This window comes from Methanimicrococcus stummii, from assembly GCF_032594435.1.
Lineage (GTDB): Archaea > Halobacteriota > Methanosarcinia > Methanosarcinales > Methanosarcinaceae > Methanimicrococcus > Methanimicrococcus stummii.
Genome location: NZ_CP131062.1, coordinates 265,699 through 280,146 on the forward strand (window position 1 = coordinate 265,699; position 14,448 = coordinate 280,146).

10 protein-coding genes and 1 tRNA gene are annotated in these 14,448 nt (G+C 45.9%); 1 reads left to right on the forward strand and 10 read right to left on the reverse strand.

Annotated elements, in window-relative coordinates; all coding sequences use genetic code 11:
- Positions 1–245 precede the first annotated feature (245 nt).
- From gyrA to MmiEs2_RS01370, 10 genes are all read right to left on the reverse strand, one after another.
- Positions 246–3,011 (reverse strand): DNA gyrase subunit A, encoded by a 2,766-nt coding sequence (gene gyrA / locus MmiEs2_RS01325; protein ID WP_316559640.1) that lies wholly within the window; start codon positions 3,009–3,011, stop codon positions 246–248.
- Positions 3,012–3,024: 13 nt separating this feature from the next.
- A complete protein-coding gene (gene gyrB / locus MmiEs2_RS01330) occupies positions 3,025–5,091 on the reverse strand; it encodes a DNA topoisomerase (ATP-hydrolyzing) subunit B (protein WP_316559641.1) in 2,067 nt (688 codons plus the stop codon).
- Between the two features lie 982 nt (positions 5,092–6,073).
- Positions 6,074–6,511, reverse strand: coding sequence for a PPC domain-containing DNA-binding protein (locus MmiEs2_RS01335; RefSeq protein ID WP_316559642.1), 438 nt, complete (start codon positions 6,509–6,511; stop codon positions 6,074–6,076).
- A 159-nt stretch (positions 6,512–6,670) separates the two neighbouring features.
- Positions 6,671–7,144: a peptidylprolyl isomerase gene (locus MmiEs2_RS01340; RefSeq protein ID WP_316559643.1), complete on the reverse strand. Its 474-nt coding sequence runs from the start codon at positions 7,142–7,144 to the stop codon at positions 6,671–6,673.
- A gap of 97 nt (positions 7,145–7,241) precedes the next feature.
- Positions 7,242–7,326 (reverse strand) — tRNA-Ser (locus MmiEs2_RS01345).
- Positions 7,327–7,478: 152 nt separating this feature from the next.
- Positions 7,479–8,165 carry a peptidylprolyl isomerase gene (locus MmiEs2_RS01350; RefSeq protein ID WP_316559644.1) on the reverse strand — a complete coding sequence of 229 codons (687 nt, stop codon included), beginning with the start codon at positions 8,163–8,165 and terminating at the stop codon, positions 7,479–7,481.
- A 239-nt stretch (positions 8,166–8,404) separates the two neighbouring features.
- Positions 8,405–9,586 (reverse strand): argininosuccinate synthase, encoded by a 1,182-nt coding sequence (locus MmiEs2_RS01355; RefSeq protein WP_316559645.1) that lies wholly within the window; start codon positions 9,584–9,586, stop codon positions 8,405–8,407.
- Positions 9,587–9,649: 63 nt separating this feature from the next.
- A complete protein-coding gene (locus MmiEs2_RS01360; protein ID WP_316559646.1) occupies positions 9,650–10,816 on the reverse strand; it encodes a pyridoxal-phosphate-dependent aminotransferase family protein in 1,167 nt (388 codons plus the stop codon).
- Between the two features lie 161 nt (positions 10,817–10,977).
- On the reverse strand, positions 10,978–11,622 hold the full coding sequence (locus MmiEs2_RS01365; protein ID WP_316559647.1) for a sugar O-acetyltransferase: 645 nt from the start codon (positions 11,620–11,622) through the stop codon (positions 10,978–10,980).
- Positions 11,623–11,777: 155 nt separating this feature from the next.
- Entirely contained in the window at positions 11,778–12,332 is a 555-nt protein-coding gene (locus tag MmiEs2_RS01370; RefSeq protein WP_316559648.1) for a CBS domain-containing protein, read from the reverse strand.
- A 243-nt stretch (positions 12,333–12,575) separates the two neighbouring features.
- Here MmiEs2_RS01370 and MmiEs2_RS01375 point away from each other — a divergent pair, with 243 nt between their 5' ends.
- Positions 12,576–14,432 (forward strand): chloride channel protein, encoded by a 1,857-nt coding sequence (locus MmiEs2_RS01375; protein WP_316559649.1) that lies wholly within the window; start codon positions 12,576–12,578, stop codon positions 14,430–14,432.
- The last annotated feature ends 16 nt before the right edge of the window (positions 14,433–14,448 follow it).

Genomic DNA, 14,448 nt, shown 5'->3' on the forward strand with positions numbered 1-14,448 from the left:
TTAATGGCTTCGCCGTCGATTTGGGGCGGTGTTTGCAGAAAATTGCTTCGCAATTTTGGCGGCTTTGCCGCAAACAAAAGCGTCGCAGAAATGAACATTGCCGGCGGATTGCATAAAACAGTGCGCGGAATAAAACTTGGCAGGGCCGGTCACATGCCGGTGTTTTCGTTTTTGATAATTTTTTCAAAAACGGATGATTTTTGCTAAAAATTAAAAAAAGAAATGTATCGTGAGATACATTTCGATTATTCGTTTTCTTCAAACTTTGTTTCTTCAATTACTTCTTCAACGACGGTTTCGGCTTCGCCGGAATCGGCATCAAAAGTTTGCTGAGCGGAATCCGAATCGTTTTCGGCACCTTCCGATGCTTCTAATTTTCCGTCTTCGGGCTGTTTCACGGTGGCGACGCTCACAACTTTATCGTTGTCGGCAAGCTTCATGATGCGAACGCCTTTTGTGTTTCTGCCCTGCTCGTGGAGTCCTTCGCCGATGCGGATTCTGATGATAATTCCTTCGGCGCTCGTGATAATCAGCTCGTCACTTAAATTGACGGACTTGACGGCAACGACTTGACCGTTTCTGTCATCGGTGACGATGGACATCACGCCCTGGATTCCGCGGTGCTTTTTCAGATATTCCGTGAACGGGCTTAATTTGCCGTATCCGTTTTCCGTGATTGTCAGGAGCGACTCTTCCGGGTTGACGACGTCCATGCTGACAACGGCATCTCCCGGCTTTGACAGGCGCATGCCCATCACGCCGCGCGCGGATCTGCCCATCGGACGGACTTCTTCTTCGGCGAAGCGAACGGCTTTGCCGGCGCGTGAAACAATCACAACTTCACGGGCGCCGTCGGTTTGAATCACATTGACAAGTTCGTCGCCGGGGGCAAGCGTTGTTGCGATAATGCCGGCTTTTCTCGGGTTCTTGAAGTCGGTGAGCGGCGTTTTCTTAACCGTTCCTTGCTTCGTCACCATCATCAGGTATTGCCCGTCCTTAAATTCGGAAACCGGAATGGACGCAGTAACCGTTTCGTCTTCTTTCAAATCCAAGAAATTGACAATGGATTTGCCTTTTGAAGTTCGGCTGCCTTCGGGAATTTCATAGCCTTTCTTCCAGTAAACGCGGCCCTTGTTCGTGAAGAACAAAATGTAATTGTGGGTGGAAGAGACAAAAAGATTCACGACAATGTCTTCATCCTTTGTTTCCATGCCGATAATTCCTTTGCCGCCGCGGCGCTGACGCGAATAAGTGTTCGCGGAAAGACGTTTGATGTAGCCGCGGTTCGTCATTGTGATAATAACATCTTCCTTCTGAATCAAATCTTCGTTGTCGATGTCGAAACCGCCGTGAATAATCTGCGTCTTGCGGTCATCGCCGAATTTCTCTTTCATTTCCGTTAGTTCATCGCGAATGATTCCGTATTTGATTTCATCGCTTCCGACAATCTTTTCAAGTTCCTGAATCTTGGTCAAAACCTCTTCGAGTTCGTCCAAAATCTTTTGAATTTCCATGCCGGTGAGCCTTTGAAGTCTCATTTCAAGAATGGCTTTCGCTTGAATTTCATCAAGGCCGAACTGCGCCATCAAACCGTCTCTTGCGGTTTGCGCGTCATCGGACGCTTTAATCAATTCAATGACGGGATCAATATTGTCAAGCGCGATTTTCAAACCGTTTAAAATATGCTCGCGCTCTCTTGCGGTTCTTAAATCGTAAAGCGTTCTTCTCTGAACAACATCCATTCTGTGTTTCAAATAAATCTTTAAAAGCTGGCGCAGTCCCATCACACGCGGCACGCCGTCAACGATTGCTAAATTGATAATACCGAAACTCGTCTGAAGCTGCGTGTGCTTGTAAAGCTGATTCATCAAAACGCTGGCATTTGTTCCGTTCGTCAATTCCATGACAACACGAATACCGTCGCGGTCGGATTCATCGCGAAGATCAGAAATACCGGTCACTTTTTTATCGCGGACAAGCTCGGCGATATTTTCAATCAACCGCGCCTTGTTCACTTGGTAAGGCAGTTCGGTCACGACGATTTTTTCGCGGTTGCCTTTCATTTCTTCAATGTGGGAAACCGCCTGAATGCGAACGCTTCCGCGTCCGGTTTTAAACGCATTAATTATTCCTTCGTTTCCTAAAATCACGGCGCGCGTCGGGAAATCGGGTCCCTTGATGACGGACATTAATTCCGGGACATCCGCGTCGGGATTGTCAATCATCATGACAGTTGCGTCAATGACTTCCGTTAAATTATGCGGCGGCATGTTTGTTGCCATACCGACGGCAATGCCGGTGGAGCCGTTGATTAAAAGATTCGGAAGTTTTGCCGGAAGCACTGCCGGCTCCTGAAGCGATTCGTCGTAATTGGGGCGGTAGTCAACGGTTTCCTTATCCAAATCTTCAAGCATTTCAGCAGAAACTTTTGCCATTCGCGCTTCTGTGTAACGCATGGCGGCTGCTTCATCACCGTCAATTGAACCAAAGTTGCCTTGTCCGTCAATGAGCGGGTAGCGCAGTGAAAAGTCCTGCGCCATTCTGACCATGGAATCGTAAACAGCGGAATCGCCGTGCGGATGGTATTTCGCAAGAACGTCACCGACGACGTGCGCGGATTTTTTCGGCGGCTTTTCATAAACCATGCCGTTTTCTTTCATTGAAAAGAGAATCCTGCGGTGAACCGGTTTTAAACCGTCGCGCGCGTCGGGAAGTGCGCGGCCGATAATAACGCTCATCGCATATTGAATGTAAGAATTTTTCATCTCATCGTTCAATAAAACCGGGCGAACGGAAACGCGTTCTTCGTCAACGATCGGCGCGCCGTCTTCATCGTTTTCATCATCTCCGCCATTGTTTCCGTCACCGCCTGCATTTCCGCCGTCATTTTCAGAAACGGCTGCGGTTTTTACATCGTCTTCAACTTCGTCGGGAAGTTCGGAGCGGCTGATGTATTCATCGAGGAGATGCTGTTGTTGATTGTTTTGTTGGTTGTCTTGATTTTCATCCATAATTCCAGCCTCCTCAAATGTCTAAATTCTCCACTTCTTTCGCGTGCGCCTGAATGAATTCTCTTCTCGGAAGGACTTCATCGCCCATCAAAATTGAGAAAATTTCATCGGCGGCAATCGCGTCTTCAATCGTTACCTGAAGCAAGGTTCTGGTTTCCGGGTTCATTGTGGTGGACCAAAGCTGTTCGGGGTTCATTTCACCAAGACCCTTGTATCTGGAAACCGTAATTCCTTTGTCGCCGAGCTCAGCTAATTTCGCCCGGAGCTGTTTGTCATTGTAAGCGTAGTATTCCGCTTTGCCTTTTTTGATTCTGTAAAGCGGCGGCTGAGCGATATAAACGTAGCCGCTGTTGATGAGATCCGGCATGTAGCGGAAGAAGAATGTCAGAATGAGTGTTCGAATGTGCGCGCCGTCGACATCGGCATCGGTCATGATGACGACTTTGTGGTAGCGAAGTTTGTCCATGTCCATGTCATCGCCGAGGCCTGCGCCGAGCGCTGTGATGAGCGACGCGATTTCGGCGTTTTTAAGCGCTCTGTCCATTCTTGTCTTCTCGACGTTAAGAATCTTGCCTCTAAACGGCAGAATCGCCTGAAACGCGCGGTTTCTGCCCTGCTTGGCCGATCCGCCGGCGGAGTTACCTTCGACAAGGTAGAGTTCGCACAAAGAGGCGTCACGCTCGGAGCAGTCGGCGAGCTTGCCGGGCAAGGTGCTGACTTCAAGCGCGCTTTTTCTGCGCGTCAATTCTCTGGCTTTTTTCGCGGCTTCTCTGGCTTTTTTGGCGAGGAGCGCTTTTTCCAAAATCGTGGTTGCCACTTTCGGATTCTCTTCGAAGTATTCGGCAAGTCCTTCGGTGACGAGGGAGTCGACAATGCCTTTGATTTCGCTGTTGCCGAGTTTTGTCTTCGTTTGGCCTTCAAATTGCGGTTCTAAGAGTTTGACGCTGATAATTGCGGTTAAGCCTTCGCGAATGTCTTCGCCGCTTAATGACGCGCCGTCTTTGGTGTCTTTGTCCAAATTGTTCTTTTTGATGTAATCGTTGGCAACGCGGGTCAAAGCAGATTTGAAGCCGACCATATGCGTTCCGCCTTCGGTCGTGTTGATGTTGTTCGCGAAAGAATGGACGTTTGAATTGTAACTTTCCGTGTACTGCATGGAAATTTCAACGTCGGTGCCGTCTCTTTGGCGCTCAAAATAAATCGGCGTGTCGTGAAGAACGGTTTTGCCGCTGTTTAAATATTTGACGAATTCGATGATACCGCCTTCGTAGTAAAGGTCGTGGTATTTTTCTTTGGTGCCGAGCGTTCGTCCGGATTTCTTTTTGCTGCCGGCGCTTTCGCCGTCTTCATCATCTTCTTCGGCTGACTCAAACTCAATGTCGGCGGTCACATCGGAATCGTCTTCCGCAATGTCGCCGAATTCGTCTTCGCCTGTGTTTTCGGGAAGCCTGAGGTCTTCGGTGATGATGTGAATGCCTTTGTTGAGGAAGGCCAATTCTTTGAGGCGGTTGAGCAGGATATCGTATTTGAAGTCGGTTGTTTCAAAAATCGTGCTGTCGGGCTTGAACTGAATGGTTGTTCCGGTTTTGTCGCCTTCGTATTCGCCGACGGCTTCAACGCCGGATGTCGGAATCCCGTAGGCGTAGGTTTGGCGGTAGACTTTGCCGTCTCTTCTGACTTCTGCAATCAGCCATTCGGAAAGCGCGTTGACGACGGAAACGCCGACACCGTGAAGACCGCCGGACACTTTGTAGGTGTTTTTATCGAATTTGCCGCCGGCGTGAAGAATTGTTAAGACGACTTCAAGTGCCGATTTTTGATATTTCGGCTGGATGCTGACGGGAATGCCTCTTCCGTCATCGACAACGGTCACGCTGCCGTCTTCGTTAATTGTCATGCGGATGTTTTTCGCGTATCCGGCCAGCGCTTCGTCGATGCTGTTGTCAACGACTTCGTAAACCAGGTGATGGAGACCGCGCGCGTCCGTGCTGCCGATGTACATGCTCGGTCTTTTACGGACGGCTTCGAGGCCTTCTAAAACCTGAATACTGGAACCGTCATAGTTTTTTTGTTCGTCCATGGAATAATTCCTTCGTGCGTTTATGTTTTATGTATTTTTATGAGAAAATAAGTTTGATTCAAACGGCAATTTTTGTCACATCTCTTGTGTGCGATTCTGTCTGCCGTTTCATTTTCGTGAAAAATTTTACAGGGTGTGCTAATGAATCTCAATTTTCCGCGATTTTTAAAATTTTATTTTTATTTGCCTGCTGTTGTTTTCGGCAATTTTTATTCAAACAGAATTGATTTCAAAAATTATTGAATTTTTAGCAATGACAAATCTAAAAAAATCATTTTTGGGATTTAATTTGCCGTTTGGTTAAAAACAATATCAATCGGTTATTTTTTTGAATCGAAAAACTCTGTTCTATTCTTCATTTTCGAATGACAAAAAAAGGGTTTCAATGTATATAAACATGTTTGTTTAATCCTTTTTTCCAATCCTGTTTTTAGGTTGTAAAAATGAATATTATTTTTTTAAAAATATGGATCCGTTTTCCCGTCTTTTCTGATTTATTCCAATTCTTTCTCTCGGCTGTGTTTTTAAAAATTTGAAAACCGAAACATCATTTTTCATAAATTTTTGAAAACCCGAGCCCCCTTTTTCTGAAAAATAAAAATTTAAAAAAGGGGTTCATTTTTCTTTAAATTTTAAATAAAACGATGTTTCGGTTTACAATCATTAATCGAAATCATAAGAGCCGTCCCTCCAATCCGAGTTTTGTGAGCGAAGCGAGCAAAATGAGGATTGGAGATTCGCCCCAAGACTTCGATGAAACCAAAAAAACAGTTTTTCGAATGCTTTTCTCTTATTTTGCTGCCGGTGGGGAAGTCTTGTCTGTGCAAGCATCTGCTTTTTAGAGCAGCCGTTCGCTTCGCGAACGTGGGCGCGGTTACCTTGCCGTTTCCGTTGCTGTCTGCTACTTTACCGTTTCCGCTGCCGTCGCCGCGCGCGAGCTGCTCCGTTTTTAAAAAATAATTGAAAAACCACCCTCGGTTTTTCATCTAAAAGTAATCGGCGAATATCCTTCTTTTTCATTCCAAACGCGTTCCGCCTCAAATCCCGTCAATTCAAAGATAAACGCTTCAATCACCATGAAAATTTGATTCTCTTTTCGAACGCATCCGACTTTTCCGTCCTCGGCTCTGCCGAGCCCGGCATGAAGATGAACAACCGGCTCGCCGTTTTCACGGAACAAATTGCCGGCGCCGACGATTTCATGCGCTTCTTCAAAACGCGTCCACATTTTATTCGGCGGACGCTCGTTCTTTTTTGGGCCGACAACCAAATTTCCGGACTCGATTGCGCCGAGTAAAACGAATGTCGCAGCTTGAATATTTTCAAGATTCGCGAGATTTTTCAGTGATTCCAATAAATCTTCGCCGTGATCCATTCTGACGGCAAAGACACGGCCGATTTGTCCGACTCTGTAATCCATGAAAAAGAGTTTCTTGTTTTTGGGTTAAAAAAGTATTGGCAAAACAAAAAAATCCGAAAATAGAACTTGAAATAAAGTAGATAAAAGCAGAAATGAAAATAAAAACAGAAATAAAAATAAAAAATGAAACGGATTTTGAATCCGTTTCCCATTGTTCAATCAAACAATTGTTGCTTTAATGATTTTAACATCCTGAGTCGGCTTGTCGCCTCTTGCGGTTTTGACAGCGCCGATCTTGTCAACAACGTCCATGCCTTCAACGACTTCGCCGAAAACGGGGTGCTTGGAGGATCCCGGGGGCTTGTCCCAGTCAAGGTAGGTGTTCTCAACGAGGTTGATGAAGAACTGGCTGCCGCCGGAGTTCGGGCCTGCGTTGGCCATTGCGATTGTGCCGCGGACATTGGAGGGGCCTTTCACGAATTCGTCGGGAATAGAGTATCCCGGACCGCCCATTCCGTTTCCGTTCGGGCAGCCGCCCTGAATCATGAAATTCGGAATCACGCGGTGGAAGATGATGCCGTCGTAAAAGCCGTTTTCAACGAGCTGTTTAAAGTTGCCGGCGGTAATCGGCATGTTGTCGTACAACTTAATTTTGATGTTTCCCATCGTGGTTTCAAGTAAAACTTCTGTCATGATGTTTCCTCATTTGATTTTTAAAATTAATGAAATTCATTTCAGTATTTATTTCAATGATGTCAATGAAATCAAAAAATAAAAATAAAGAATAAAGCGCGGAGAGGGAGATTTGAACTCCCGAGGTGCGAGGCACCACCGGTTTTCAAGACCGGCGCCGTGGGCCGCTTGGCTATCTCCGCAAAGGGATTCGCGCAGCAAAACTGCAACACATAAACACGATTCGGATATATAATGATTTTTCAAAAAACGAATCGAAATCAAATTAAAATAATTAAATGAAATCAAATAAAAATGAAAGAAATTAAAAATTGAATAAAAGGAATGAATCCGATTATTCAGCCTTCTCTTCCTTTTCCGCTTTTTTCACAGTTTCAACATAGCGGATTTCTTTCAGGTCAGTGTTTTCCAAAACTTCGTTGGCCAACTTGCCTTTCATGAAAAGCCATCTCTGGTTGAATGTAATTCCCGTCGGGATTTCGATTTCGGCAGCGTCACCGTCGATTTTCACATCGGCATCCTGAACGCCGGTGTAAAGCGCGAAAAGCCCTTTGATTTTGTCTTCGGGTGTTTCCAAAGCGGATTCAATCTTGTAGCTGTAAGTGACAGATTTTCCGGCAAGCGGACTGTTAAAGTCGATTGTTGCGCGGCGGCCGATGACTTTTGTCACAACGCCCTGACGGCCTTCCTGTTCAATGACCATGCCGACTTGAGCTTTACCGTCTTTGAATTTGGAAGTTGAAACGGACTGCATCAAATCTTCTCTGGGCATGCCGAACGCATCTTCGGGGCCGATTGTGACTTCGCCGGACGCGCCGACTTCTTTGCCTTCGAGTTCCTTGTCAAGACCGGGGATTGTGTGGCCGTAGCCGATGATAATCACATCGCCGCCGTAAAGGCCCTGCGGTGTGTAAACGTTTTCTGCTTTCGCAACTTCTTCTTCGGTTGTGTCAAAGACTTTACCGTCTTCCATTTTACCGGTGTAGTTTAACCGGACAAAATCGCCTTTCTTCAATGCCATAGTAATCACTTTTAAAAGCGGAATCGCTTCATGAGCGAATCCTCTGATTCAATAATTGTATAAAAATAATGAAAACCGCTGTGAAAAGACACGGCGATTCGATATGCGTTATATACTTCGATAGAACGTTTGAATGAATCGTAAACAGGATTATTCCTTTAATAATCTTTTCCTAAAATCGTATTGTTTCAATTGATAATGAAAATTAAAAAATGAAGCGATAGCGCTTCAATTTTAATTCACTTCTTCAACTGCTTATACAAACGCGCCTGGAATCCGTGATATTTACAGAATCCTTCCGCGTCTTTTTGATCAATCGTTTGACTGTCAAAAGACACCAAATCTTCGGAATAAAGCGCGAACGGAGAGTCACGGGCAACAACAATCAAACCGCCTTTGTAAAGCTTCACTTTGACGGTTCCTGTCACACGCTCCTGTGTTTTGTCGATGAACGCGTTTAAATCAGCGTAAAGCGGTTCGTCAACAAGTCCCTGGTACGCGAGTTCGGACCACTGTGTGTCAACGTTTGCTTTAAATTTGAGTTCGGCGCGGGTGAGGACGAGCTGTTCCAAATCTTTATGCGCTTTTAAGAGAATCGTTGCGGCCGGGTGTTCGTAATTTTCACGCGCTTTGAGGCCGAGAACACGGTCTTCCACCATGTCGGAACGGCCGACGCCGTTTGCACCGCCGATTTGATTCAATTTTTGGATTAAATCGTATCCTTTCATTTTTTGACCGTCAAGCGAAACGGGAACACCGTTTTCAAAGCCGATGTCCACAATTGTTGCCTTGTCGGGCGCATTTTCGGGAGATGTCGTCCATTCGTAGATTTCTTCCGGCGGAACAAAACTCGGGTCTTCCAGACGGCCGCCTTCGATGCTGCGGCTCCAGAGGTTTTCATCAACGCTCCACGGCTTGTCTTTGGTTGCGGCAACCGGAATGTTGTGGGCTTTCGCGTATTCGATTTCCCATTCGCGCGTCAAATTGCGCTCGCGCATCGGCGCGATTACATCTTTGCCGGTCGAGCGGAAAATGGTTTCAAAACGAAGTTGGTCGTTTCCTTTGCCGGTGCAGCCGTGCGCAAAAGCGGACGCGCTTTCTTTTTCGGCGATTTCAACCACCTTTTTAGCGATTAACGGGCGCGCGATGGATGTTCCCATCACATAACCTTCATAGTCGCCGTTCGCTTTAATGAGCGGGAAAATGTAATCGGAGACGAATTCGTCTTTCGCGTCAATCGTGTAATGTTTGTCACTGATGAGTTTTGCTTTCTCCTCAGCGTTTTTGACTTCCTGCTCCGGCTGACCGACATCAACGGAAACGGTAATGACTTCGTCAAATCCGTAATCCTCTTTGAGCATCGGGATGCAGACAGACGTGTCAAGGCCGCCCGAATAGGATAAAATTGCTTTTTTTGCCATTTTTTCACCTTATTATTTGTTATTGTGATATTGCGATAGTTTGCGATTGATTCTGATGATGCTTTACTCGTAAAGCTTTGCCATTGTTTTGCCGGCAATTTCCATAACCGCGCCGGTTTCTTCGGCGATTCCCATATCATAGAGAACTTGTTCCAATTCGGAAAGCGTTGTCATGATGTTTGTCGGTGTTGTCGAGCCCATGGAGCCGATTCTGAAAATCTTGCCTTTCAAATCGTCCTGGCCGCCGGTGATGATGATTCCTCTCTTGTTCAGCGCTTTTTTGATGTCTTCGCCGCTGATTCCGGCAGGCGCTTTCATCGCGGAAACCGTGTTTGAATACGCGCTGACATCATTGAGCTGCGGGAACATTTCAACGCCGATTGCGGTCACGGCATCGCGGACGGCTTTTGTCATTAAATAATGTCTTTCGATTCTGTTGTCAAGACCTTCTTCTTCGATGATTTTCAAAGCTTCCTGCATTGCGAAAAATAATGAAACGGCCGGCGTGTACGGGGTTTCTTTTAATTCTTTGGACGCGCTTTTGTGGTACGCGACCAAGTCCAAATAATACGGGCGAGTTGCGATGTTTTCCATTTCGGCAAGCGCGCGTTCGTTTGCGGCAACGACGGAAATTCCCGGCGGCGCTGCAATACATTTTTGTGAACCTGTGACGGCAACGTCAACGTTCCATTCGTCAATTCGAATGTCATCGCCGCCGAGGGATGACACGACATCTAAAATGAAGTACGCGCCGTATTTCTTGGCAAGCGCGCCGATCTCAGGCGCCGGATTTCGAATCGCGGTTGATGATTCGTTGTGAACCATTGTAATTGTTTTAATGTCGCCGGCCGCTAATTTTTCTTCAACTGCCGCCAAGTCAACGGATTTTCCCCATTCAAATTCGAGCGGAACGACGGTTCCGTATTTGCCGGCCAATTTCTTAAATCTCTGACCGAATTTACCGTTTTCAATCGCGAGAATCTTGTCGTCTTTGCCGTTCAAGCAGCCGACAGCCGCTTCCATGCCGGCGGTTCCCGAGCCGGAAATGACAGACACATTTTCCTGCGCGGTGTTAAAAAGAGATGCTGAAATTCTCTGGCAGTCATCGTAAATTGCGGAAAATTCTTTTCCGCGGTGGTTAATCATCGGTTTGGCCATTGCCATTAAAACGCGGTGCGGAACCGAAACCGGTCCGGGCATCATCATTAATTTGTCTTCGGTTTTAATCATATTCATACCTCTGTAGTTGCCGTTTTTGATGTAAATTTTGTAATTGTTTAATTAAAATATTAACGTGAATTAATTGAATTTAAGAAAATTAATTTTTCAAATTTGATGAATTTTATTTGAATCAGACGGATTAATCCACCATCCAATAATAAATTTATTCCTCATTCTTCTTCATTCATTTCTTTGAGTTTTTTAAACTCCTCTTTCGTCAGCTTTTTGAAATATTTTTCATTCCGCTTCGCTTCTTCCTGATCAATCGTTCTGACAACGCGGCAGGGATTGCCGTAAGCAACGCAATTCGCCGGAATATCTTTTGTCACGACGCTTCCCGCGCCGATAACAGAATTGTCGCCGATTGTAACGCCCCCCATAACGGAAACGCCGCCGCCGATCCAAACATTATCGCCGACCGTAATCGGATAAGAATATTCAATGAATTTGTTTCGAATTTCAACATTCAGTGGATGCCCCGTTCCGTAAAAGCCGACATTCGGCCCAATCATCACATTATCGCCGAATTTGATTTTCGCGCCGTCAAGCATCACGCAATTCATATTCGCGAAAAAATTGTTGCCGATTTCGATATTATAACCGTAATCACAATAAAACGGCTGCTCAATTAAAAAGTTTTTACCGGTTTTTCCGAACAGTTTTTTGATAATTTTGTTTCTTTTCTCAAAATTTGTCGGTTTGCAGCGGTTGTATTTATAATACAAGTTTTTCGCGCGATGCCGCTCTTTTTCAAAAGATTTGAGCGCCGAATCATAAAGTAATCCGGCGGCAGCTTTTTCTTTTTCAGTCATCATAAATATCAGCAGAAAAAAATAATTTAAAATCAAATACAAAAAATAACGATAAATCAAATAAATGATAAATCAAATGGATAAATCGAATGAATAAATCAAATTCAGCCAAACAAATTAATAAAATCGGGCGGTTTAAAACTGCCGGTTATATTTCATTAACCGTTGACGATTTTCATGATGTCGCTTTTTGTAATCACGCCGGTCACGAATCCTTTTTCCATCACCAAGACTGCCGGACTGCGTTCTAAAATGTGAGAGACCGTTAAAACGGATGCCGTTTGAGGAACGGTCGGGAACGATTCTTCCATCAAATCCGAAACCGTAATTCCCGTTAGTGATTTTCTGACCGCGATTGTTCGGACGACAACGCCTTCGGACAAACTGCCGACAGGGACGCCGTTTTCAATCACCGGAAGCTGGGAAATGCCGTTTAAATTCATGATGTGAACCGCTTCTTCAAGCGGCTGCTTCGGCTGAACGTGAATGACAGGGGAGCTGATAATGTCTTTTGCGACAATCTGCTGCTCTTTTTTCACTTCGTCAAAAGCGGTGAGAATTTTTGCAACCGTCGAGAGACGTGGATCGACGTCGCTCATTTCAATGCGCGCAATCAGCGGCTGGCTGACTCCGGCGCGCTTTGCCAAATCGCTTTGGGTCAAACCCAACTCTATTCTCTTCTTTTTTAAATCCTCAGGAGTCGGTAATTGCATAAAGAATATTACTGAAAGTAATAGTATATAATTTTTCAGACTCTCATATTTCCTCTGTTATCCGAATATTTATATTCTCAAACCGTATATCACAAAAAGTTTTCACAAATCCAAAAACGGGATACATTAAATTTATTCAAAAATAAAATTCGTTTTATGGATGATTTTTCATTATCATTCATTTCACACAAACGATTTCACGCAAATTTCATTATTGCTTTTACAATTAACGGACGGTTTCGGGTGGCAGATGCCTTTAATTCCCCCCTCTTCGGAAAATCTTTTGAGGGTAAGATTTTCTCGCTCAAGCAGCAGGTCAAAAAATTTTATACGCCGACCGTTAAGATTTCTCTCATTGCGATTCTCATCGGCATTCTGACCGGGCTTTTAATCGGCGTGTACACATTTCTGATGGACGCGCTCAGCAACACGTTTTACGGCGGCAATTCCGTTTTTGAATATTACGGCATTCCGCGTTGGACAATCATTCTCGTTCCGATGTTCGGTGGTTTAGCCGTCGGTTTAATCCGAAAATATTTCTTAAAAACGCATTACGGCGTTGAAAGCGTCATTGAAGCCTCCGCCCTTCACGGCGGCCGCCTGAAAGCCCGATACGCAATTGCCGAAGCCTTTTTATCCGTCATCACAATCGGAACCGGCGGCTCTGCCGGCAAAGAAGCGCCCGGCGTTTTAATGGGCGCGGGCGCAGGATCGCTGGCCGCAAAAGTTTTCAATCTGCGCGGCAAAAGCCTCCGCATTTATCTCGGATGCGGCGCTGCCGCCGGAATCTCTGCCGCGTTTAACGCGCCGCTTGCCGGAATCGTCTTTGTCGTTGAAGTCATTTTCGGCGAACTCGAAGCCAAAACATTTATTCCGATTGTGCTTTCCTCGATTTTCTCAACCTTCATCTTTCAAGCGTTTTTCGGATCCGATGCCCTCAGCTTTCCGCATTACAGCCTGGCTCAGCCGCTTTACGAATTTTGGCTTTTCCCCGTCCTCGGCATTTTGGCCGGAATCGCTTCTGTTTTGTTCATCAAAATCTTTTATTTCATCCGCGAGCTTTTTAAAAATCTGAAAATCAGCAGCGTTTTCAAACCCGCAATCGGCGGCATTTTAGTCGGCGTCATCGGCTGGTATTTCCCGCAAGTGCTCGGCCTCGGCTACACTGTGATGATTGATGTCGTTGAAAATCCGCTTCCGATTATGCTTTTGCTCGCATTGATCGTTCTTAAAACACTGGCCTTTTCGTTCACGATCGGCTCGGACGGCGCCGGCGGCTCAATCGTTCCGTCCATGTTTGTCGGCGTCATGCTCGGGTCGGCCTTCGGCCTCATCTGCGATTCTCTCATCCCCGGCCTTTCCGTCAGCCAAGGCGCGTTTGCTCTGGCCGGAATGGGCGCGGTGTTTGCCGGAACGTCTAACGCGACATTCACTTCCATCATTCTGCTCATGGAAATGACGCAGGATTACGGCCTCATCTTGCCGTTTATGGTCGCCTGCGTTCTCAGCAATGCGGTTGCGCGCAAAGCAAATCCCGAAACCATTTTTACCGAAATGCTTCGCCGGAAAGGCTATACCATTCGCGGCGGCCGCGAAATCGATGTCATGGAGTCCATTTTGGTTAAAGATTCGATGTATCCGCATCCGCAAACCGTTTTTGAAGATCATTCCATCGAGGCGCTGAGCGCGATTATGCAAAGCAGCAAGCATGCCGGATTTCCGGTGCTCAACCGCAGCGGCGAGCTGACCGGGCTTGTCACGATTAAAGACATGCAGCAAAAAGTCGATCCGGAAAACGAAGAACAGAAAATAAAAGACATTATGACAACGGACGTGATTGCCGCGTATCCGTTTGAGACGCTGGATGTCGTTTTGGACAGAATGGTCAGCCGCGACGTTTCCCGGCTTCCCGTCGTGATGAAATCGAATCCGAAAAAGATGGTCGGAATCATTACGCAAAAAGACATCATGAACGCTTACAATAAGAGCGTTCTCACAAAAGTGCAGCAGGTCGGCGATGAGGATGAGTATTCGGATTTATCGGAAGAGGAATTTGAAGGAACTCAAAAATCCGATGAGGCCGATTCCGAAATGAAATAAATCATTTCGAATTGTT